Annotated in this window: 15 protein-coding genes; 7 read left to right on the top strand and 8 right to left on the bottom strand. The window is 33.6% G+C overall.

Translation table 11 applies throughout. The features are described from left to right. The first annotated feature begins 549 nt into the window (after positions 1–549). The 3 genes from RA0C_RS01970 to secG all read left to right on the top strand — a co-directional run bounded on the left by RA0C_RS01970 (position 550) and on the right by secG (position 4,422). Entirely contained in the window at positions 550–1,863 is a 1,314-nt protein-coding gene (locus RA0C_RS01970) for a M16 family metallopeptidase (RefSeq protein ID WP_004919072.1), read from the top strand. Between the two features lie 12 nt (positions 1,864–1,875). Further along, positions 1,876–3,918, top strand: a complete 2,043-nt coding sequence (locus RA0C_RS01965) for a M16 family metallopeptidase (protein ID WP_013446735.1) — start codon at positions 1,876–1,878, stop codon at positions 3,916–3,918. Positions 3,919–4,059: 141 nt separating this feature from the next. Beyond that, the gene (gene secG, locus RA0C_RS01960; RefSeq protein WP_013446734.1) at positions 4,060–4,422 is read left to right on the top strand and encodes a preprotein translocase subunit SecG; all 363 of its coding nucleotides are present in this window, start codon (positions 4,060–4,062) and stop codon (positions 4,420–4,422) included. A 38-nt stretch (positions 4,423–4,460) separates the two neighbouring features. Here secG and RA0C_RS01955 read toward each other — a convergent pair whose 3' ends face one another. The 4 genes from RA0C_RS01955 to RA0C_RS10520 form a co-directional block, all read right to left on the bottom strand. Then, positions 4,461–5,318 carry a glycosyltransferase family 2 protein gene (locus RA0C_RS01955; protein WP_013446733.1) on the bottom strand — a complete coding sequence of 286 codons (858 nt, stop codon included), beginning with the start codon at positions 5,316–5,318 and terminating at the stop codon, positions 4,461–4,463. A 6-nt stretch (positions 5,319–5,324) separates the two neighbouring features. After that, entirely contained in the window at positions 5,325–5,933 is a 609-nt protein-coding gene (gene recR, locus RA0C_RS01950) for a recombination mediator RecR (RefSeq protein WP_004919077.1), read from the bottom strand. A 312-nt stretch (positions 5,934–6,245) separates the two neighbouring features. Then, the gene (locus RA0C_RS10525) at positions 6,246–8,918 is read right to left on the bottom strand and encodes a PKD domain-containing protein (protein ID WP_013446732.1); all 2,673 of its coding nucleotides are present in this window, start codon (positions 8,916–8,918) and stop codon (positions 6,246–6,248) included. Beyond that, entirely contained in the window at positions 8,918–10,675 is a 1,758-nt protein-coding gene (locus RA0C_RS10520) for a S8 family serine peptidase (RefSeq protein WP_013446731.1), read from the bottom strand. Before RA0C_RS10520 ends, RA0C_RS10525 begins: the two co-directional genes overlap by 1 nt. A 541-nt stretch (positions 10,676–11,216) precedes the next feature. Here RA0C_RS10520 and RA0C_RS01935 point away from each other — a divergent pair. Beyond that, on the top strand, positions 11,217–13,433 hold the full coding sequence (locus RA0C_RS01935; RefSeq protein WP_004919081.1) for an NADP-dependent isocitrate dehydrogenase: 2,217 nt from the start codon (positions 11,217–11,219) through the stop codon (positions 13,431–13,433). A gap of 177 nt (positions 13,434–13,610) precedes the next feature. On the opposite strand, the gene RA0C_RS01930 is transcribed toward RA0C_RS01935, so the two are convergent. The 3 genes from RA0C_RS01930 to RA0C_RS01920 are packed head-to-tail and all read right to left on the bottom strand — an operon-like array spanning position 13,611 to position 18,867. Beyond that, positions 13,611–14,276: an IS1595-like element ISRan1 family transposase gene (locus tag RA0C_RS01930; RefSeq protein WP_013446730.1), complete on the bottom strand. Its 666-nt coding sequence runs from the start codon at positions 14,274–14,276 to the stop codon at positions 13,611–13,613. 54 nt (positions 14,277–14,330) lie between these two features. Further along, positions 14,331–17,987 (bottom strand): ABC transporter permease/M1 family aminopeptidase, encoded by a 3,657-nt coding sequence (locus tag RA0C_RS01925; protein ID WP_004919305.1) that lies wholly within the window; start codon positions 17,985–17,987, stop codon positions 14,331–14,333. A 4-nt stretch (positions 17,988–17,991) separates the two neighbouring features. Then, on the bottom strand, positions 17,992–18,867 hold the full coding sequence (locus RA0C_RS01920) for an ABC transporter ATP-binding protein (RefSeq protein WP_004919307.1): 876 nt from the start codon (positions 18,865–18,867) through the stop codon (positions 17,992–17,994). A 169-nt stretch (positions 18,868–19,036) separates the two neighbouring features. Here RA0C_RS01920 and RA0C_RS01915 point away from each other — a divergent pair, with 169 nt between their 5' ends. The 3 genes from RA0C_RS01915 (at position 19,037) to RA0C_RS01905 (ending at position 20,850) form a co-directional block, all read left to right on the top strand. Continuing rightward, positions 19,037–19,972 carry a pseudouridine synthase gene (locus tag RA0C_RS01915; RefSeq protein WP_013446728.1) on the top strand — a complete coding sequence of 312 codons (936 nt, stop codon included), beginning with the start codon at positions 19,037–19,039 and terminating at the stop codon, positions 19,970–19,972. 66 nt (positions 19,973–20,038) lie between these two features. Continuing rightward, the gene (locus RA0C_RS01910) at positions 20,039–20,578 is read left to right on the top strand and encodes a phospholipase D-like domain-containing protein (protein WP_004919312.1); all 540 of its coding nucleotides are present in this window, start codon (positions 20,039–20,041) and stop codon (positions 20,576–20,578) included. A 35-nt stretch (positions 20,579–20,613) separates the two neighbouring features. Beyond that, entirely contained in the window at positions 20,614–20,850 is a 237-nt protein-coding gene (locus RA0C_RS01905) for a phospholipase D-like domain-containing protein (RefSeq protein WP_228481920.1), read from the top strand. A 559-nt stretch (positions 20,851–21,409) separates the two neighbouring features. On the opposite strand, the gene asnB is transcribed toward RA0C_RS01905, so the two are convergent. Next, positions 21,410–23,080, bottom strand: a complete 1,671-nt coding sequence (gene asnB / locus RA0C_RS01900) for an asparagine synthase B (protein WP_004919316.1) — start codon at positions 23,078–23,080, stop codon at positions 21,410–21,412. Positions 23,081–23,147: the final 67 nt, after the last annotated feature.

Raw genomic sequence — 23,147 nt, 5'->3', positions numbered from 1 at the left:
TTGCTTAATGCAATGATAAATATAAAAAAACTATATAGAAATGGTATTTTAAGGACAACAACTTGTTACAAATAGTGTTTTACAAGTAACAAATGGATAATAAGCTGTTACAAATCGTATCCTAACTGTAACAAATGGATAATAAGCTGTTACAAATCGTATCCTAACTGTAACAAATGGATAATAAGCTGTTACAAATCGTATTTTAACTGTAACAAATGGATAATGAACTGTTACAAATCGTATCCTAACTGTAACAAATGGATAATAAGCTGTTACAAACAATATTCTACTAGTAACAGATGAATAATAATTATAAACTAATCAAAAATTCAATAAAAAAAGAAAACAAGTTAGCTTTAAAGAATAGATTTCTTTGAATGAAACTGACTTTGTACATTGTATAAATACTATCTTTTACAGATTGAAACTTTAACATTTCATTATAAGAGATTTAGAAGAAATTAAAATAATTTTGTAACAAATCATTAGAAAATTCTACTAATCGCTTTAAGAAATTAAAAACAAAAAAATAAATTTAATATCGTAATGAAAAAAAAGTTTTTCTCTTTGGCAGTGGCTACTTTCGCGGGAGCTCTGCTAAATGCACAACAAATCAAATTTGAGGAGTACGACCTCCCTAACGGACTTCATGTAATTCTCCATCAAGACAATTCGGCTCCTGTAGTTACTACCGCAGTAATGTACCACGTAGGTGCTAAAGACGAAATGGAAGGCAGAACAGGGTTTGCTCACTTTTTTGAACACCTTTTATTTGAAGGAACTCCAAATATCAAAAGAGGTGAATGGTTTAAAATAGTTTCGTCTAACGGTGGTAATAACAATGCTAACACTACTGGAGATAGAACCTACTACTACGAAACTTTCCCTTCTAACAATACCCAACTTGGACTTTGGATGGAAGCTGAAAGAATGAGACAACCGGTAATTAACCAAGTAGGTGTAGATACTCAAAGAGAAGTGGTAAAAGAAGAAAAAAGGCTAAGAATAGACAATCAACCTTACGGAAATCTGTTTAATAGTATTTTAACTTCTGCCTTTAAAAATCACCCTTACAAAGGGACTACCATTGGCTCTATGGAAGACTTAAATGCAGCAAAATTAGAAGAGTTCCAAAGTTTCTTTAAGAAGTATTATGTACCCAATAATGCTACTCTAGTTGTGGCTGGAGACATCAATCCTGAACAAACTAAAAAGTGGATTAACGAATACTACGCCACTATTCCTAGAGGTGCAGAAGTTACTAGAAACTTCCCTAAAGAAGCACCTATTACCAAACAAGAAGAAGTAACGGTTTATGATAATAATATCCAAATCCCAGCCTATGTATTTACTTACAGAACGCCATCTAATAAAGAAAAAGATGCTTATGTTCTGGAAATGTTGGGCAGCTATTTAAGCAGTGGTAAATCTTCTGTTCTATACAAAAAATTAGTAGATCAGGAGAAAAAGGCTTTACAAGTACAAGCAGCTAATATTGGTATGGAAGATTATAGCATCTTCGCATTCTTTGCAATACCTATGGGAGCTACTACCAAAGCTACATTAGAAAAGGATATAGATGCTGAAATCAAAAAGCTGCAAACTACACTAATTTCGGAAGAAGACTATCAGAAACTTCAAAACCAGTTTGAAAATCAGTTTGTAAATTCTAATTCTACTGTGGAAGGTATTGCTCATTCTCTAGCAGATAGCTATGTTTTAAAAGGAGATACTAATCTTATCAATAAAGAGATAGACATCTACCGTTCTATCACCCGTGAAGACTTAAAACAAGCAGCGATTAAATACCTTAATCCAAACCAAAGAATCAACATCAATTATTTACCTCAAAAAAAATAATTCTAATTAACAATGAAAAATATCAAATACATTGCAGCGGCGTTTCTAGTTTCAGGAATGTTATCTGCTCAAAATATAGACCTTAATGCAATGCCAAAACCAGGACCTACTCCTACGGTAAATGTGGCACAGCCTAAAACTTTCACCCTTAAAAACGGACTTACCGTAATGGTGGTAGAAAATCATAAACTCCCTAGAGTTAATGTTACTCTTACCATAGACACACCTCCTGTATATGAGGGCAATATCGCTGGAGTTTCTAGCATTATGGCAAGCCAACTAGGTAACGGAACCACTTCCCTTAGCAAAGAAGAATTTAATAAAAAAGTAGACTTCTTAGGAGCTAGATTAAATTTTGGCGCTTCTGGAGCATTTGCCAATACACTATCTAAATATTATCCAGAGGTGGTAAGCCTTATGGCAGATGCTATCATCAACCCGAAATTCTCTAGTGAAGAAGTTCAAAAGTCTAAAGAAAGAGCGTTAGAAGGGCTTAAAGCAGACGAAAAGAGTGCAGAAGCTATCGCTAACCGAGTGTCTGATGCACTTATTTATGGTAAAAACACCGCTTTAGGAGAGTTTAAAACAGCGGAAAGCATCAATAAAATTCAACTAAAAGATGTGCAGGATTTCTATCAAAAATATTACACACCTAACAATGCTTATCTTGTAATTGTAGGCGATGTAAAATATGATGAAGTAAAGAAACAGATAGAAAGCCAATTTAAAAATTGGAAAAAATCTAATGTTAAAATCCCTACTCCTGCACCTGCAAAAAATCTAGCCTCTACCGAGGTTAATGTGGTAGATGTTCCAAACGCTGTACAATCTATCATTAAAGTAGGTAATATTTCTACTTTACAAATGAAAGACCCACAATATTTTGCTGGAGTTATGGCAAACTATATACTTGGCGGCGGTGGCGAAGGTAGATTGTTTATGAACCTTAGAGAGAAAAATGCATTTACTTACGGGGCATATTCTAGCCTATCTACAAGTAAATACTCACCTAACTTTAGTGCAGAAGCAAGTGTAAGAAATGAGGTTACAGATAAGGCTGTAAAAGAATTCATCAACGAGCTTAATGCCATCTCTACTGTAAAACCAGAAGAGTTACAAAACGCTAAGGCAAAACTGAAAGGTAATTTCATTATGTCTTTAGAAAAACCTGAAACTATTGCCAGATTTGCTTTAAACCAAAAACTTCAAGATCTACCTGCGGATTTCTATACTAATTATTTAAAATCCATAGAAAAGGTAACAGCTGCTGATATTAAAAAGGTAGTTAATGAAAATATTTTGCCTAATCAAGCGAGAATTTTCATAGCTGGTAAAGCAACAGATATTGCGGATAGTTTAGAAAAATTAGGTTACCCAGTAAAATACTACGATGCCTATGCAAATCCTAGCCAAAAACCTGAAGTTAAAAAAGTAGATGCTAATGTAAATGTAGAAAGCGTTGCTCAAAACTACATTAAAGCCATAGGTGGAAAAGAGGCGGTTAGTAAAATCAATTCTGTTACGATGAATGCTACGGCTACCGTTCAGGGAATGCCTTTGGAAATGACTTTAGTACAAGCAAAAGGTGGTAAAATGATGATGGATATGAAAATGATGGGCAACTCTATGCAGAAAGTTGTATTTGATGGCAAAGACGGCTACATTATGGCTCAAGGAAACAAAATCCCTATGCCAGAACAGGCTAAACAAGAGATGCAAAAATCTACTGAAGTTTTCAAAGAATTAGCGTTTGCTAACAATGGTAACTATGAACTAAAAGGCATTGAAAAGGTAAATAATGAAGAGGCTTATGCTATTAAATCAGGTAAAACCACTTATTTCTACAGCGTAAAATCTGGATTGAAATTAGGTGAAACTAAAGTAGAAAAAATGGGTGATAAAGAAATGACTATTCCTTCTACTTTCTCTGATTATAAAGAAGTTTCAGGAGTTAAAATGCCGTTCAAAATCAACCAGAATATGAGTGGTATGGATATTACTTTTGAAGTAAAATCTTACGAATTTAATAAAGCTCAAGAAACAGATTTTAAATAGTTAATAAAACCATAACTTTTTGAACATTAAGAGGCAATTCTATTTGGAGTTGCCTCTTTTTACATAAGTTTTAGTTATTTTATTCTTGATATAAAATTATTCTTCTTATATTTGCGAACTTAAAAAATTATCTTTTTAGTTATGGGTACAGTTTTTACGCTATTTATGGTTCTTATAGTAATTGTGTGTGTGTTGTTGGTATTAGTAGTTTTGGCACAAAACCCTAAAGGTGGAGGTCTTTCAGGAACATTCGGGGGAGCGTCATCGGCGTCTTTCGGCGTTCAAAGAACTAATGATTTTATGGAGAAGGCTACTTGGACATTAGGAATTACGGTGGTATTACTAATTGTTTTAAGTGTGGTATTAACTGCAAAACCTACAGTGAATGTGGCTCCTGTAGCTCCTAAGAAAACAGAGTTACCTAATGCTCCACAAGCACCAAACCAAAAAGTAGATTTAAACAACACAGCTACGCCAGTAGCACCAAGCAATACAGGAAACTAAGATTTTGTTAAGTCTTTATTATAGAAAAGCGAAAGAGATTATATTTCTTTCGCTTTTTTTAGCTTTAGGCGTTCTATAAAATATTTTAGTTTAAAACCTTGTAATAGCAATAGGTATTTTAATCTATTTTTAGACTTATAGTATTTTTCTAAAAATAAAAACATTGCTCCATAAAATCTTGACAAATATTTTAAATCTTTCACGGTGCTTTGCCCTTTGTAATGAAGTATAGAATAAGCCCCATAATAGTAGTTTTGAAAGCCTTTACAGATAAGAGTATAGCACAAATCTATATCTTCGCCGTACATAAAATATCTTTCGTCTAAACCTCCTATATCTAGATATAGTTCTCTTTTCATTAAAAGAAAAGCTCCTGTAATCACTTCTACACAAGCAATTTCGTTTTCGTTGATATCGTTTCTGTAATAGGTTTTACGGTTATTTTTCCGAGAAGTGAAAAGAAATAATTTTTCAAAAGAATTGATGATATTAGGAACAGAACGTTTGCTCTCTGGAAGAAAATCCCCCGCCAAATTATGCATTCTAACACCGATGCAACCCAAATTATCACAACCATCAGCAAATTCTAACAAACTATCTAGCCCATCACTTTCTAACTCTGTATCTGGGTTTAGTAATAAAATATATTCGTTTTGAGCTTTTTGGGCGGCAATGTTATTCGCTTTGGAGAAACCTAAATTCTCTTCTAATTCCATAAAAACGACCTTTGGAAAGATGCATTTAAGTTCTTTCCAAGAGTTATCTGTGGAGCAGTTATCTATAACTATAATTTCGTAATCTACTTTGGCTGCATACTTTTCTATGGACTGAATACAAGCCGATAACAAATCGGTTACATTATAATTAACGATGATGATGCTTAGCTTTTTTTTCATAAAAACTTAATGACCTTTATAAGGTATTCGGTTCAAAATAGACCTCCCCAAAGAAACTTCATCGGCGTACTCTAGTTCATCTCCTACGGAAATCCCTCTCGCAATATTGGAGAATTTAATGTCAAAATGCTTAAACTTTTTATACAAATAATACACGGTGGTATCGCCCTCCATAGTGGCAGATAGTGCAAAAATAACCTCCTCTATCTCCCCTATTTCTAGTTTGCTTTCTAAAGTTTCTATATTTAATTGTTGAGGTCCAATACCTTCCATAGGCGATATTTTTCCTCCTAAAACCAAATATTTTCCTTTGAATTTTCCTGTGTTTTCTATCGCCATTACATCTCTCACATCTTCCACAACGCATAGGAGTTCAGCGTGTCTACTGTCATCTGCACAAATTTCGCAAATATCTGTGTCCGAAAAGTTATGGCATTCTTTACAATATTTTATCTCTGTAACTAGATTTTGTATAGCATCGCCTAGAGCTAATCCTTGTGAACTCGGTTGTCTAAGCAAATGAAGCGCTAGTCTGAGAGCCGACTTTCTGCCTATCCCTGGGAGACCTGATATTTCTTCTACTGCTTTTTCTAAAACCTTACTTGGAAAATTCATAAATGCAAAGTTAGTCTTATTTCAATTTACAATTATACAATTTCCTCTATTTTTTTATTCCGTTAAGAGGATATCTCTACTTTAAAGGGAGTTAAAAGTTCATAATCAATTTTGAATTTTTTATCTAGAAAATTCTTTTTTCTACTTAGTAAATTAAATATTTTCTTAATGGATCTTTGTGTTCTAACTAATATAACTAAGTTTTATATATGTCATTCCTTACCCAAACCTCAAATATATCCCAAAAAAGAAAGCCGACTAAAAGCCGACTTTCTCCGTTTATTAAAATTAATTTTGAGATAAAATCAATTTTTATTTAACCATCAGTTTCACATTGTGTTTTACTCCTTTATCATCTATTAGATTTAAGATATAAACACCTTTAGGATTTTGGGTTAAATTAAGCTCAAACTTATTGCCTTTGTACTCGTTAGATAAAATCTGTTTTCCAGACATATCGTAAACACCAGCTTTTAGAGAAGATACTGTATTAGCTGCTTCTACAACAAAGTAACCATTAGATGGGTTAGTATAAACTTTCAATCCTCCGTTAGCGTTAACATCTGATGTAGAAAGTGTAGTGATATCAACAACTACCGTTTGTTTGTTAGATTTAGCCCCGTCAGAGTATAAGGCGTACACATCGTAAGTATAAGTACCATTTTTGGTCATTGTCTCATTGTACAGACGGGTGTTGTAATCATCAATGTTGCTTACACTTGTACCATCTTTAACCACTTCGTAACCTACTAAATGTGGTAATGTTGTAATTCCAAATGTTATTTTAGAATTAGAAACATTATTTGTTTTATTAGCGTCTTCTCTTAGCATATCTTCTGAAACCAGCTTCTGTCCATCTAATAGTACCTTCTTAAAGTCTAAATCAGAAGACGTAACTGATTTTTTCTCTGTTAAAGCATTAGAACCTGACTTTCCAGATGGAGAGTTATCATAACCAACTTCTATATCATCTAATGCAACATAGAATGCATTATCTGCTTTTACTGTTCTGTGATGGAATACTACAAAGAAATCCTTATCAGCATATTGTTTGATATTAAATTCTTTCGTAACAAATGCAGGTATCTTTTCCGTTGCTTCAGATGTATGAATTTTGTGTCCTGCTTTAATCTCTTCAACGGTAGGTGCCTGTCCAGAAGCTGGAGCTTCAACAATGTAAATATCATACCTTTCTGCCCAAGGGTGTTTTATTGCGTATTTCAATACTTCTGCCCCTTTTCTCAATTTAGGAGTTACAAGATAATCATCAACATCAACAGCACCTCCCGCAACATACCAAGAATAAGATCTAACACCATATTCTCCATTGTTCTTAAAGAACGAAGAGGCTGTCCATATTTTGTTATCTGAGTTACCATCAATTATAGTCATATCAGCAGGCATATTTCCAGCGTTTTCAAATCCTTCAGAATACATTGGAGTCATATCTGGTCTATCCCATTTAAGAGTTAGATTTTTAGTATTCTCATCAAAACTATGTGTCAGATTTTCTACATCATTATGAATACCTATCACAGAGATATAATTATCTTTTTCTAATGTATTTGAATTATACGGAGATGTTGCGGTTAGTGCCACTTTGTATTTACCTCCTTTAGAAAATTTAACATTAGGGTTTTCAGAAGTATCTGTAGTTCCTCCCACATATTCTACTCCATCAGACGGAGTGATAGTCCATTTGTACTCTGTTGGTTTAGGATTACCTGTAGAAGTGTTAGTAAATACTACTGCTTCACCAGAATATATACTCTGACTATTTACTGTAAAGTCTGCTACTGTAGCGGTATTCTTAACGGTAACATAAGTTTCTTTAGTTAACTCACCTTCACCTTTGGCATTAGTTGCTTTGAGAGTAATAGCATAGACACCTTCTTGGTTGAAAACAACTTTAGGTTCCTTGGAAGCTGAAGAGGTACTCTCTACAAAACTTACTGTGTTAGGACTGAAAGACCACTCCCAAGAATTTATAGGCAATGTGGAAGCTGTAACTGTATTGTTAGTTAAGCTAACCGTTTCAAAAGAGTTAGGATTTAGTTTACTAGCTGCAAAATCAACATTAGGTTTATTTTCTGCATACTCAAACTTCACGTTGTCCATCGCGAAAGCATAAGACTGAGCATCGCCCACTGTCTTATGATTGAATCCCATATAGGCTATTTGGTCTGAATCTACACTAAACTCGTAAGAATACTTATTATAAGCTCCAAGAGCCTCTACTTTAGGAGCTATTTCAGAGGTCATTGAAGTACTACTGTTTGTAGAACCTAAAAAAATACTGATATTTTCAGCAGAAGTTCGGAACTTTCTAGCATAGAATGTCACCCTATAAAGAACATCTTTTTTGAGTCTTAAAGGATTAGAGAATAACCAATCATTTACATTTGTCTTATTGCCTGGGAAGTTCAATGCAAAAGAATTACCTTCATAAGCTAAACTAGCGTCATCATATTTTCTCCATGTTCTTCCATCAGCATCTTTATCCTCAGATACCCAACCACTTTTAGCAAAGTCATCTTCATACCCAAATTCATAAGATGATAAATCTGGTGTTAAATCTGCTATGATACCATAGACTTCTGCATTAGCTTTATTATTGAGCTCTATTTCATCACCTGCATAAATAACCTCAGCAACAATGGTATAATTAACAAAAGATTTAGATAAATCTATGTTTTGTAATACTGTGGTAGTTTCTCCTGGATTTAAGGAAGGTACAGAAATCTCTCCTTGAGTAACCTCTTGGTTGTTACTGTCTTTATTAAGGAGTTTATAAATAACTTTAGCATCTGTAGCCACTTCAGTACCCTTATTGGTTACTTTAAATTCTACTGGTGTAGCGGAAGAATATTCTACAGGAGACACTTTTACATCAACAGCGGTTACTGTTAAATCTTTTGTTACTCCATTGTTGATACCAGTAACAACTATTCCATAATCTTGGCTATCAGTGTCAACTAATGTCACTACAGTTGTATTATTAGCTCCTCTGTAGTTACATTATTCTTCTTTAATGTTCCTTTATGGCTTACCTTTATGGTATAAGTTGCACCAGGCACAGGGTTATCTATTACAACTTGCTCCACATTATCTACATCGTTGTCAGCTTTAATAGCTGGCGATGCAGGATTATCAGGATTTAACCTCCAAGGTAATTCTTCTGCCCCATCTTTTATTACTCTAACATCCAAGTCGTTTACTAACACTTTAGTACGATCATTAAGAGTATTAAAACTAGGAAGTGTTGTAGGTACGGGGTCTGTCCACGCAATGGTTACTTTAAGAGGTTCCGTTCCAGAAGCTACCACTTGTATCTCTTCTGTCGCTCCGTTTTGTAGAGATTTTTCTTCTATTAGAGCATATTTATCCTTTAGAGAGATAGCTTTAGCAGCCTCAAATACATTTAGTAATCCCCAACCAGAAGCATAATCAGGTCCAGGAGCCTCCCCCGCTTCGTTAGCTGTTGCTATGGCTAAAGCCTTTAGGGTAGCCGACTTCATGTGAGCGTTGAACTTTTTATAATAATGTTCTTGAAGTAATAATAACGAACCTGTAACATTAGGAGAAGCCATAGAAGTCCCGCTCATTGTTCCATAGGCAGTATCTCCATCAGATACAGTAGATTTAAGCCCTACCCCAACTCCAGAAATATCTGGTTTAATTCTTCCATCATCTGTTGGTCCAAATGCACTAAAACTAGCCATTCTTACATCTGCAGGGGATTTATACCCTCCAGATATCTTCTGCGCAGCTCCTACTACCAGTAGATTTTTTCCAGTTGAGCCATAAAGCACACAATCAAATCCATTATTCCCTCCATTTCTTTGTCTTACTTTATTAGAAGCTACCCACTGTCCTGAAGAATTACGAACATAATGTGTTTCTCCAGGCTCAGGACCATCCCCTCTAGGGTTTCCTGCTGCTTTCACTGGTAGATAGTAAGGTGCGTTAAGTGCTATTAAATCCCAGTCTCTATCAGGAGTAGCATATTTTCCATAACCTTTAAATTCGGTATCGTCATCGCTTCCAAACCAATGCCACCCTTGATTACCAGACCAATCTCCCCAAGAAAATCCACCTATGTATCCATAAGAATGGTTAGAAAGAATCGCTCCAGCTGTAGCAGCAGCTATCATCTCGTCTTCATCGTTATTCCAATCATAAGCATCTAGTGTCGCTTTAGGAGCCATACCTTTTGCAGATATATCCACTCCAGAAGCTACCATTGTTCCTGCTACATGAGTAGCGTGTTCGCTACTACTTAAAGGAACATCCTTTTGTGCCACTCTTCCTCCAAATTCTTGATGAGAAGTTCTTACTCCTCCACCATCCCATTCGTGTATCTTCATTCCACTTCCTTCCAAATTGAATACTCCCGCTTCTGGATGGAGTTTATTAGTACCTGTACCTTCGGCAGCTCCCGTATTATAACTGATATAGTAAAGAGGTCTTCCGTTTTTGTCAAACCCTCTTAATTGGTAATATCTACCATTACTCTCTCCTTCAAAAGGAATTTTAAGACTTTTGGCTTTAGTCTGCAATTCTTTTACACTAAGGGTAGATTTCCCAAACCCCTTTTGTAGTACATTCAGCTGTTTCAAATTAGAAGATTCTCTAATCTTCTTTACTTGCTCCGCATTTTGCGCAAAGACAAAATTTGGAAGTAACAAAAAGCTTGCTGCTATTGGCAGTAAATTTTCTGTTCTCAAAATAGATTTTTTCATAAATACAAATGTTTTAAAACTGTCCTACAATATTAAAAATATTTTTTCAATAAAAAAATCAAACAAGTGTATGGTTTTTATTGCTGGTGTTTTATTTTTGAACAAAAAATAATTTTTTAGTTTTATTATTAAGAAAATAATAAAAACATTTGTCTTGGATAAGATTTTGATATATTTAATTTGGTGTATGTGTGTTAAGTATTTTTAATATAAATATTTGTTTATGAGTTATTTATTTGTTTAGGAATATATTGGGACTCTCGTAGTATATCTATTTAAAATTAGTGTAAAATGTTTTGTTCTATTTTTTAATTAAAAAGTTTTAAATCAGTTAATTAGTCTTAATAATTCTTTCTAAAATATGATTAATATCATATATTTTAATTAAAAACTGTATAATTAATTTTTTCATTATTTATATCTATTCTAAATAATATAGAGGGGTGAGATGTGAGAAATCATTTTTTAGCTGAGGTATAATATACTTTTTTTCATTATTTTTGTGGAAACTAAATGTTGTATAATATAAAAAACAGAATAAATGTCAACAGCTAAAATTTACTACACCCTTACAGATGAGGCTCCTATGTTAGCTACTCATTCATTTTTACCTATTGTAAAAGCATTTGCAAAATCAGCAGACATACAGATAGAAGTACCGGATATTTCTTTATCAGGGAGAATATTGGCTAACTTTCCAGAGGTTCTTACTGAAGAACAAAGAATTCCTGATGCTTTGTCTCAATTAGGAGAATTAGCTACAAAACCAGAAGCTAACATTATTAAGTTGCCTAATATTTCAGCTTCTATACCTCAGCTTAACGAGGCTATAGAGGAACTACAGAAAAAAGGGTTCAATGTACCTAATTATCCTGCAGAACCAAAAACGGAAGAAGAAAAAGAAATTAAAGCTAAATATGCTAAGGTACTTGGTTCGGCTGTAAACCCTGTGCTTAGAGAGGGGAATTCTGACAGAAGAGCTCCTAAGGCTGTTAAAAATTATGCAAAAGCCAATCCTCATAGAATGGGCGAATGGAAGTCTGATAGTAAAACAGATGTAGCTCATATGAACCAAGGAGATTTCTACGGTACTGAAACTTCTACGACTGTAGAGAAAGATGGTAAGTTTAAAATTGTATTCTTTGGAAATGACGGTTCAGAAAAAGTACTAAAAGATTACGCTTCTCTTCAAGCAGGAGAAATTATAGACTCGTCTGTGATGAACATCAAAGCCTTAAAAACTTTTGTAAAAGAGGCGATACAAGAAGCTAAAAGTAGAAATGTATTGCTTTCTGCTCATTTAAAGGCAACTATGATGAAGGTGTCTGACCCTATTATTTTCGGAGCTATTGTTGAAACATTCTTCCAAGAAGTATTTGAAAAGTATGCAGAAACATTCAAATCATTAGATGTTAATCCTAACGATGGACTGGCAAGTCTTTATGATAAAATTGCAGGAATTGCTCAAGAAGCTGATATAAAAGTTGATATAGAGCATGTTCTAAACGAAAGTTCTAGAGTAGCAATGGTCAACTCGGATAAGGGAATTACTAACTTCCACGTTCCTAGTGATGTTATTGTAGATGCTTCTATGGCGGCATTAGTTCGTGGTGGCGGTAAAATGTGGAATAAAGATGGACAAGAGGAAGATACTTTAGCCATAATTCCAGACCGTTCTTATGCTGGTTTCTATCAAGCTGTAATAGATGATATGAAAGCTAACGGAAAGTTAGACCCTACTACTATGGGTAGTGTACCTAATGTAGGACTAATGGCTAAAAAGGCAGAAGAGTACGGTTCTCACGATAAGACTTTCCAAATGGAAGCAGAAGGTACTGTAAAAGTCCTTAATGAAAACAACGAAGTTTTATTAGAACAAAAGGTAGAAACGGGAGATATTTTCAGAATGTGTCAAACTAAAGATGCTCCTATACAAGATTGGGTTAAATTAGCGGTTAACCGTTCTCGCTTATCGGATACTCCAGCTATATTTTGGTTAGATAAAGGTAGAGCTCACGATAGAGAAGTTATCAAAAAAGTAGAACAATATCTTAAAAATTACGATACACAAGGGCTTGATATTAAAATTTTAGATGTTAAAGACGCAATGTCTGAAACTCTTAAAAGAGCTAGAGAAGGTAAAGACACTATTTCTGTATCTGGCAATGTTCTTAGAGATTATCTTACGGATTTATTCCCTATCCTAGAGTTAGGAACCTCGGCTAAGATGTTGTCTATTGTACCTCTTATGAACGGTGGTGGGCTATTTGAAACAGGTGCAGGAGGTTCTGCTCCTAAACATATAGAGCAGTTTATAGAAGAAGGCTATTTACGTTGGGATTCTTTAGGAGAATTTTTAGCATTACAGGCAAGTTTAGAACACTTAGCACAAACTCAAAATAATACGAAGGCTCAAGTATTGGCAGATGCACTAGATGAAGCTAATGCCAAGTTTTTAGCTAATGACAAATCTCCAGCTAGAAAAATAGGAAGCATAGATAATAGAGGTTCTCATTTTTATTTAGCGTTATATTGGGCAGAAGCTTTAGCAGCACAGACTCAAGATTCAGAGTTATCTACTCTGTTTCAACCTATTGCTAAAGAAATGCAAGAAAATGAGGCGAAAATCAATGAAGAGCTCATCGCTTCTCAAGGTAAAGCCCAAGATATTGAAGGCTACTATCGTCCGAACGAAGATAAAACTTACGCTGCAATGCGTCCTTCGGTAACACTTAATCAAATTATTGATAGAATATAATCCGTTATATTCAAAACTATTTAATTAATAACAAAATAGGAGGCTTAAAAACCTCCTATTTTGTTTTATTAAGGCTCTAGACTAGCAAAGGTTTAAAATTTATAATTTTCACACTGTTGTTTGTTGTTGTAAAAATAAAAAAATGTGGGTAACTTTTAGACGAAGTCGTTAAAAAAGTTATCCATATTTTTTTATCAATTTCCATAACTCTTTTTCCATTTCTTTAGTTTCCTTTCTCCATCGCCACTCGCATTCCTTTAAGTGTAATATAAAGGTAGATTTTATCCCATTAAACTTAGCTAATCTTCGCTTGGTGAAACTCCAAAAACTTTCTATTCCATTAATGTGAACACCATTCTGAGTTGAGAAATTTTTACTCTTGTCAATCCTGAAATGCTTCTCGTATCCCATATCTAAAAGTCCACTATAACCTCGCCAACCATCTGTAAACAAAATACTTTCTAATGAAACTTTTCCTCGAATAACTTTTCTTAATGTTTCACTTTTTGCATTTGGAATCAGTTCGGTATAAACCCTGCCTTCTCTTTCAAAAACTCCAAAAACAGGTTGTTTCCAAGTTCCTCTTCCTCGTTTTTGTGGCATATTAATCCCTCGTAATCGCCTTGCTCCAAAATAGGCTTCATCTAATTCAACTTCTCCAAAAAACAAACTCAAATCTGCTTGTTGTTTTTCAAAAATCACTTCCCGAAAAATCCTAAAATATCGGTTAATGGTGTTTCTGTTGAACTCTAAAATTTCCGCCGTTTTCGTTGCGTCAATATCGCTACAAAAACACTTGATTATTTTTTTTATTTTATAATCGCTGATTTTACTCCTATTCATAAGACTTAGCAACAAATTTAATCATTGTTTCCTAGTCTTAAGCCTTATTAAAACTTATTTAACCCTTTTCCTATTATCTTCGGAAACTCTATCAATGAGTTTATTATAGGAATCCACTCCCACTTCGTAAGGTTTTTTATCTACAACAATCCTAATATGATTGTCTATTCTGTTAATGAAATATTTTTTGTTATAAATTTCATTTTCATACTGATGACCGTTCTTCTTGATAGGTTCTGCAAAAACACCTATTTCAATATAATCAGCCAGAGGTAACGATTTTACCTTACTTTTTCTAATTTGAGCTTCTAAGCCTTTACCTTTAGCATCTTTATAAATAGCATCTCCTTTCGGATTGGTTTGATACTTAGATACTAAAAACTTAATATCCACTTGATATTTACCATTAGACAATGGTGTTACCTTAACATCTTCTACCCTATTATCGTAAAGTGTAATGGTTTCTAACATATCACGGATAAGGTACTGTAAATGAGGTGGTGTACTGGCTTTTAAATGTTCTACAAATTCTATAGAAGTAGTATAAGGAGCTTCTTGAAATGCTGTTTTTTCAACAAACGATTTCAGTATATTATTGAATTTTCTCTCTCCTAAATAATCGCTCATAGCATAAAGTACTAAAGCTCCCTTGTTATAGTGTATGTACTGCTGATTTTCTACGTACATTAAAGGATTTTCTTCCTTCCATTCAAAAGTTCTCCCTTGCAGATATTTATCCAAAGCCTCTTTTAGAAACTTTCTCATTTGGTATTTACCATATTCTTTCTCTAGCACTTTTAAAGAACTGTATTCTGATAAAGATTCCGATAAAAGTGTGGAACCTTTAGTATTAGCCCCTATAACCTGATGAGCCCACCATTGATGAGCCATTTCGTGAGAAACTACAGAGAATGGATAGTCCACAGAATTAGGATTATCTAAATCCACCATCGCTATAAAACCTATACCCTCGGAGAAAGGCATCGTATTGGCAAATGCTTGCGCAAAAGTACCTTCGGTTTTAGGAAACTCTATAATCCTCGCTTGTTTATGCTGATAAGGACTAAAGTTTTCAGAATAGTATTTAATAGATTTTTTCATTGCTTCCATCATCCTATCAAGGTTGTATTCGTGTCCTTTATGATAGTAGATTTCATAATTAATTCCGTTATATTTTTCCTTTTTAACTTCATATCTTCCCGAATTAAAGGCATAGAAATTAAGCATTTTTTTATCCATTTTATAATGGAAATAGCGCCTGCCATTTTTTGACCATTCTTTTTGAAGATAGCCAGGCGCAATAGCAATTTGGTCTGCTGAAGTGCTTACCGTAGCCTCAAAGTTTATCCAATCCGAATCTGTTGCAATGTAGGTATTTTCTCTTGCTTTCAGATTTTTAGGGTCTGCCATAATTTCGGTATCAGGGAGATGATATTTTTTTCTAATATCATTATCCTTTATCTCTGCACTAGCATTATAACCAAAACTAGGAAAAATAGAATTATTGATAAAAGTACCATTCTCCAATATAGGCGACCTGTCTTTGAGCCAAGTGTTAGGCTTATTCTGAACCATAAAATTAACTTTAATTGATTCTCCTGGTTGTAATGGCGTTTTAAGTTTATAAATGTCAAAATATTTTACACTATCTTTATGTACCAAATGAGAGGCAGTGTTAAAGTTAATCTCTTTAAGATTATTATCATAGTTTACGAATAGGCTATCTATTGCTTTTTCAGTCTTATTAACCAAAGTATATTCTGCGGTGGCTTTATAGTTTCTTTCTTTAGGGAAAATAGCCATATCTACTTTAACATCTACAATTCTTGGTTGTGGATAGTTTTCGTATTTTTTGTACTGTTTTTCATAATCTATCATCATCTTTTCTTCTTCTTGCCTAGAATAATAAGGTTCTAGCTTTACGGCTTGATAATAAAAAGCATATCCTAGTCCTAAAAATGAAACCAAAAACAATACAATAGGAATAGCTATATTGGTTTGTTTTACTCTTGAGAAAAATATTTTTATTCTCTCTTTAGCTCCAGAGAAAATGCCTCGTCTCCAAAAGGCTAAAGTGAGCAGATACAGAACGCCACAAAACAGCAACCAATACAACTTATAGTAAAGGTAAGTTCTATAAACCCCAAAAACATTCATATCAGAATAGCTATAACCGCCTCCCGAACTATTAAAATAATAAAATTTATGCTCTAGCCCTATCCTAGAAAATATGAGTGGATACATCATACTTAGGATAATTACAAAAAAGCCAACAAGATAGTTTTTGAAAAATCCTTGTATAAATACAGCATATAAGATGACAATAACGTAATACAATAACTCTAAACCTAAGAAAGTTATAAGGTATTGACCTATCTCAAATTTAAAATAGCCATAATAAGACTGAATCAGCATTCCTGACGTAATACTTACTAGCATAATAAGTATCACCATTTTTATAAGTCCTAAAACTTTAGACATCAAAAGCACCCAATTAGGAACAGGAGTACTATCTACCAAATGATTAATTCTAAAATTAGAAGCATTATTAAGACTAATTCCTGCGAATAAATAAATGATTAACAACAAAAATACTTCAAGAAGCCCTTTAGCCATACCTATAACTTTCCAAGTTACAGGATAAGTTCTAGTTCCAAATAACTCTTGCCCTAAGGTATAACCCGAAAATACAATAAACAACATAAGTATTGTAATAAAAACAAGAAAAATTCTGTTCTTTACAATGAGCTTAAACTCGAATTTAGATAAGCTTATGGCTGTTTTAAAACTGTTCCAAAAATCGTAATGATAACTTACTTTAGGCAAATTGATTTTAACTATTCCTCCAAAATTATTCTTTGTAAATCTTTGTGCTTTCTTCTTTTTACCAAGAAAACTAGGCACTGTGTAGTTAAACGAGAATATAAAATAGGTAGCCACAAAAACCAAAATCCCTAGACCAACCCATACAAGTCTATTGTAAAGCAAGGCGCTCTTGAAAGGGATAAGCAGAGTATTCTGCTCTTCAATCGTCCAGTATTCTGTAAGGTATTCTAGTGATATAGCACCATAAGGGTCCAGCAAACTTACCCAAAATTTATCATCTACATCATTGGTCATATTATAAATAAACGACTGAAACAGTATCAGAATTATCACAAAAACAAAACCGATGTATTCATTTCTCGTTAAAGTTACCAACGCAAAAACAAAAGCTCCTATCACAAATATATTAGGAATAATAAACAAAAGATAAGGCTGTATATAGGCAAAAAAATCAATAGGAGCTAACAAATCTTTGTTTGCGAAAGGCAACACAGAAGCTAATAAAAACGCCGCACCTATTGATAAGGAAATCAATATCGTTACGAGTATTCCACTTGAAAACTTACCCAAAATATAGCTAGATTTACTGAACGGATAAGCGTAAAATATACTATGAAAGTTGTACTTATAATCTCTATATACTGTAGCACCCACTACTGCAGGGATAATAAAATTGATAAAAGTTCCTAGCTGTCCCAATAATCCGTTAAGGCTCAAAGCCGAGTTTACGAACCTATTAGATGAAGTGGTGGCAGACAAATTATCAAAATAGCCTAACGCCATCGCAGATATTAAAAACCCTAAAGAGAAGAAAATAAGTAAATAGAGGTAGAGTACCCAATTTTTCAGCCATCTTTTAAGTTCAAATATAAAAATCGTTTTCATAAGCCTATAGGTCGTTTTTTAGTGAAACAAAATAAACATCTTCTAACATAGGCTTCACTTCCTCAAAGGTTTCATGAGGTTGCTGTTCAGCATAAACCCTTATGTTGAGTGTATTATCTTCATTAAATTTGGAGGAAAGCAAGTTGTATTTTTCATTAAAATCATCATAATCCTCTCGGTTGATAATACGGCTCCACACTTTTCCTTTCAGCATTTCTTCCCCTTGCTTAGGTGTTCCTCTAAAAAGTATCTTTCCGCCGTTAAGTACCGCCAAATCATTACAAAGCTCTCTTACATCATCTACTATATGGGTAGAAAATATAACGGTATGCTTAGTCCCGATTTCTCTCAAAACATTAAGGAAACGACTTCTTTCTGAAGGGTCTAGCCCTGCCGTAGGTTCATCTACTATAATCAGTTGAGGATTATTAAGTAATAATTGAGCAATACCAAATCTTTGTTTCATACCGCCAGAATATCCACTCACACTTTTATCTTTCACATCGTACAAATTGGTAATTTGTAGTACCTCTTTAATCATAGATTCTCTTTCGGAAGCATTGGTAATTCCTTTTAAACGAGCAAAATAATCTAATAAACTTTGAGCCGACATATTAGGATAAACTCCAAACTCTTGCGGAAGATAGCCCAGTACCTTTCTCAGGGCCATTTTGTCCTCTAAAACATTGATGTCTCCAAAATAAATTTCGCCTTCATCAGGCATTTGTAAGGTAGCAATAGTCCTCATTAAAGATGATTTACCAGCGCCATTAGGTCCTAATAGCCCAAACATTCCGCTCCCTATTTCTAAATTAACTCCATTAAGGGCTTTTACTCCATTGCTATAAGCTTTAGTTAAATTTGAAATTTTCAAGTTCATAATAATTTTTTCTTGTATAAGTATCTTTATTATCAAAAATGTTACAGGTTTTAGTGGAATTTAATGATAAAAACTCTATCCAATTATTTTATACAAACATCTATTTTATAAGTAGCCTCTAATAACCTCTAAAAAATTGTATCTTTGCAAAACATAATTAGTTACAAATATGAGCAGAGAACGCAAAAATTTTTCAGGAAAATCAAGAACAAATCAAAAAAGAGGGAATACTGAGAACTCTCGTGGCTCAAAATTAGGAGGTAGAGATTTTGATTCTAGAGATAAATATGTAAAAGGAGACCGTAGAGGCGGAAGAAGATTTGATGATAAAGAAGCCGACAGAGCTAGAGCTTTTGTCCAAAAAAGAAGAATAAATAAACTTGTACAACAGCCTAAAGACACCATTAGACTTAATAAATATATTGCTAATTCAGGGATTTGTAGCAGACGAGAGGCTGACGAATTGATACAGCAAGGTTTAGTTGAAATCAATGGTAAAGTAGTAACCGAACTAGGCTATCAAGTGCAAAAGACAGATAAAGTGGTTTTTGATGGACAAAGCATTACACCTGAAAAGCCTGTGTATGTACTTCTCAACAAACCTAAAGGCTACATCTCTACCACAAAAGATGAGAAAGCTAGAAAAACAGTAATGGATTTAACGGCAAATGCTTCTCCATATAGAATTTTCCCTGTGGGACGTTTGGATAGGCAAACAACGGGCGTTATTCTACTCACCAATGATGGGCATCTTACCAAGAAACTTACCCACCCATCTTTCAATATCAAGAAAATTTACCATGTTACCTTAGACAGAAAGCTTACAGGCGAAGATATGGCGATTATAGCCAAAGGGATTAGATTGGAAGAAGGTGTTGCAGAGGTGGATAGCATTTCTTATATAGACGGTAAACCTAAAAATGAAATTGGGATAGAAATTCATATCGGTTGGAATAGAGTGATTAGGAGGATATTCCAAAGGTTAGGCTACGAAGTTGAGGCGTTAGATAGAGTGATGTTTGCAGGGCTCACCAAGAAAAATATCAAAAGAGGACATTGGCGTATCCTTACCGAACTTGAGGTAAATAATTTGAAAATGTTGTAGTTTTATATTTTTTACTAATTTTTATTTGTTGATAGAAATTCTATAAGACGATTATTAAATCAAAAAATGGAAACAAAAGAGACAAAAAGAAACTTTTATTTCAGAAACAATTTAGGAAATAATGAAGCCATAGAGATTTATATAGGTCAAAGTTCAGGTAAACAATTACAAGATGATTTGTTGAATGCAAAAAGCGAGGTGCTAATTATTTCTCCATATATAGATGAAAGTAAATTAGATGATTTATTTGTTTTGAAAAATAGGAATGTAAATGTAAGGTTGGGATTTAGTGATTTAAATGACAGACAGTATAAAACAGTTCTTAGAAAATTAATTCATCAAAATAAGGAAACGGATATTAAGAAGAAGGAAAAAAAAGAAAAAAAGAAGAATTTATATTTATTTTTATTAATTGCTGTATTTAGTATCGCTTGTGTGTTTTTTAGTAGTGGGATAGTGAAACTATTGAACAAAGATTTCACTGTGTTGTCGTTTGGCTTTATTATGTTTTCTTTTTTTCTTTCTTTTTTGAGCTATAAATTATGGCAAATAAAATCTAAGATTGAAAAGATTGAAATTTATAAGTTGATTATTCTGAAAAATTGAATTTCAAATATTTAAGAGATAATTATGGAGAGAAGATGTTTATTCATTCAAAAATTTATATTATTGATAGGAAAATAGCCTATATGGGATCTTTGAATTTTACAACGAAAGGTTTTACATCAAATTTTGAAACACGAGTAAGAATCACACAACCAGAGAGAATATCAGAACTTGTAGATTTTGTCCATAATGTTTTGGATGATAACATTAATTTTAGAAAACATGAATTATATTGGTTAGGGAAGCAAGTCTATTCCGAAGAAAAATATTAGAATTTTTACCAATATAACCTTTTTAAAAGATGGAATTGGGGGAATAATAGAGAGTTAAAATACTTTCTCTTTTGTTTGTAATCAAAACTTATTAAAAATAATTTGCTCATTTTTAATTTTCTTGTTTATCCTAAGTTGCAATACTAACATATTTTGAGGTGGCATATCTCAAAAGGATACTTTTATAAATAAATGTTGGATATTCAACAGGGTTTAATGTTCAGTGTATTGATAAAAAATATAAAATTACCCTCTATCATAGTTCTGATAATATTGCAATTTTTTAGATGAAAATAGCAATAAAGTTGAGAAGAAAAGCCTAAACATTTTTTCAATAATCAAAAAAACAATATTGGATAAAGCTAATTATAAAAAAGAAGATAGTGTTTATGGGGATATAAGTTTTTCATCATTAGAGGTTAGGGAAAATTAAAATATAAATTACAATGGTAAAGGTTATTTTAGAACTAAAATGCAATAAAAAACATTTGTAAATACCCCTAAATCCAAAAAAGGCTTGAAGTAAGTACTTCAAGCCTTTTTATTTTTAATAAAATCTTTACTTTCGGTAAGCCTCTGTATGTACCTTTGCTACGGCTCTTCCAGAAGGATCGTTCATATTTTTGAAAGATTCGTCCCAAGCCAATGCCGTAGGTGTACTACACGCCACAGATGGTACAGACGGAACAGTAAGTGCTGCCGCTTCTGACGGGAAATGCTCTTCAAAAATACTTCTATAGTAATACTCTTCTTTAGAAGTAGGCGTTTGTACAGGAAAACGAAACTTAGCATTAGCTAATTGTTCATCTGTTACCTTTTCATTTACTAACTCTTTGAGTTTATCTATCCAGCTATAGCCTACGCCATCAGAAAACTGCTCTTTCTGTCTCCACGCTACTGATTCTGGCAAAACATCTTCAAAAGCTTTTCTAAGTACCCACTTTTCCATTCGTTCTGGGGTAACCATTTTATCTTTCGGGTTAATGCGCATAGCTACATCCATAAATTCTTTATCTAAAAAAGGTACTCGTCCTTCTATTCCCCACGCCATAAGAGATTTATTAGCTCTTAAGCAGTCGTATTGGTAAAGTTTATCTAGTTTTCTTACCGTTTCATTATGAAACTCTTCTGCATTCGGAGCTTTATGGAAATAAAGATAACCTCCAAAAAGTTCATCTGAACCTTCTCCAGAAAGTACCATTTTTATTCCCATAGATTTAATTACTCTTGCCATTAAATACATTGGTGTGGAAGCCCTTACAGTGGTAATATCATAAGTTTCTAGGTAATAAATTACATCTCTTATAGCATCTAAACCTTCTTGTATTGTGAATTTTATTTCGTGATGAATGGTTCCTATATGCTTTGCTACTTCTTTCGCTGCTTTGAGGTCTGGAGAACCTTCTAATCCTACCGCAAACGAATGTAATTGAGGATACCACGCTTCAGATTGGTCGTCTGTTTCTATTCTTTTAGCAGCATATTTTTTAGCTATGGCAGAAGTAATGGAAGAGTCCAAGCCACCTGAAAGTAAAACACCATAAGGTACATCAGACATCAACTGACGATGAACAGCAGCTTCCAAAGCATCTCTAAGTTCAGATAGATTAGTGGTATTGTCTTTTACATTATCAAACGCTCTCCATTCTCTTTTGTACCACTGTTCAAACTTAGCATCTTTGCTATGCCAATAATGTCCTGGAGGAAATATTTCTATTTTAGAACAATAACCTTCTAAAGCTTTAAGTTCCGAAGCTACATAAAAAGTTCCATTTTTATCCCAACCTATGTACAGAGGAATAATCCCCATATGATCACGAGCGATAAAATATTCATCTTTTTCAGTATCATAAAGGGCAAATCCAAAAATACCATTAAGTTCATCTACAAAATCTTTACCTTTCTCTTGATAAAGAGCCAAAATAACTTCACAGTCTGATTCTGTTTGAAACTGATATTTCCCCTCAAATCTTTTACGAATTTCTCTATGATTATAAATTTCACCATTTACAGCTAAAACCAACTTTCCGTCAGGACTGAACAGTGGCTGTTTCCCAGAAGTAGGATCCACAATAGCTAGACGCTCGTGAGCGATAACCACTTTATCGTCACTATACACACCACTCCAATCTGGACCACGATGACGTATCTTTTTTGACATTTCTAATACCTGAGGTCTAAGACTCTCCGCCGATTGCTTTATATCAAAAGCACAAACAATTCCACACATATATATTCTCCTAAAATTATAAATCTACGACAAATTTATTATTTTATACGATACCAAACCTTCTTTA

The organism is Riemerella anatipestifer ATCC 11845 = DSM 15868 (assembly GCF_000252855.1).
Taxonomy (GTDB): Bacteria; Bacteroidota; Bacteroidia; order Flavobacteriales; family Weeksellaceae; genus Riemerella; species Riemerella anatipestifera.
This window is presented reverse-complemented; position numbering and strand designations above follow the sequence as displayed.

Bases quoted from the DNA above. Each gene is read 5' to 3' on its own strand.
- RA0C_RS01965 (WP_013446735.1), top strand. From the start codon at position 1,876: ATGAAAAATATCAAATACATTGCAGCGGCGTTTCTAGTTTCAGGAATG.
- RA0C_RS01925 (WP_004919305.1), bottom strand. From the start codon at position 17,987: ATGAAAACGATTTTTATATTTGAACTTAAAAGATGGCTGAAAAATTGG.
- RA0C_RS01915 (WP_013446728.1), top strand. From the start codon at position 19,037: ATGAGCAGAGAACGCAAAAATTTTTCAGGAAAATCAAGAACAAATCAA.
- RA0C_RS01955 (WP_013446733.1), bottom strand. From the start codon at position 5,318: ATGAAAAAAAAGCTAAGCATCATCATCGTTAATTATAATGTAACCGAT.
- RA0C_RS01935 (WP_004919081.1), top strand. From the start codon at position 11,217: ATGTCAACAGCTAAAATTTACTACACCCTTACAGATGAGGCTCCTATG.
- RA0C_RS10520 (WP_013446731.1), bottom strand. From the start codon at position 10,675: ATGAAAAAATCTATTTTGAGAACAGAAAATTTACTGCCAATAGCAGCA.
- RA0C_RS01920 (WP_004919307.1), bottom strand. From the start codon at position 18,867: ATGAACTTGAAAATTTCAAATTTAACTAAAGCTTATAGCAATGGAGTA.
- RA0C_RS01910 (WP_004919312.1), top strand. From the start codon at position 20,039: ATGGAAACAAAAGAGACAAAAAGAAACTTTTATTTCAGAAACAATTTA.
- RA0C_RS01970 (WP_004919072.1), top strand. From the start codon at position 550: ATGAAAAAAAAGTTTTTCTCTTTGGCAGTGGCTACTTTCGCGGGAGCT.
- asnB (WP_004919316.1), bottom strand. From the start codon at position 23,080: ATGTGTGGAATTGTTTGTGCTTTTGATATAAAGCAATCGGCGGAGAGT.
- secG (WP_013446734.1), top strand. From the start codon at position 4,060: ATGGGTACAGTTTTTACGCTATTTATGGTTCTTATAGTAATTGTGTGT.
- RA0C_RS01905 (WP_228481920.1), top strand. From the start codon at position 20,614: ATGTTTATTCATTCAAAAATTTATATTATTGATAGGAAAATAGCCTAT.
- RA0C_RS01930 (WP_013446730.1), bottom strand. From the start codon at position 14,276: ATGAATAGGAGTAAAATCAGCGATTATAAAATAAAAAAAATAATCAAG.
- recR (WP_004919077.1), bottom strand. From the start codon at position 5,933: ATGAATTTTCCAAGTAAGGTTTTAGAAAAAGCAGTAGAAGAAATATCA.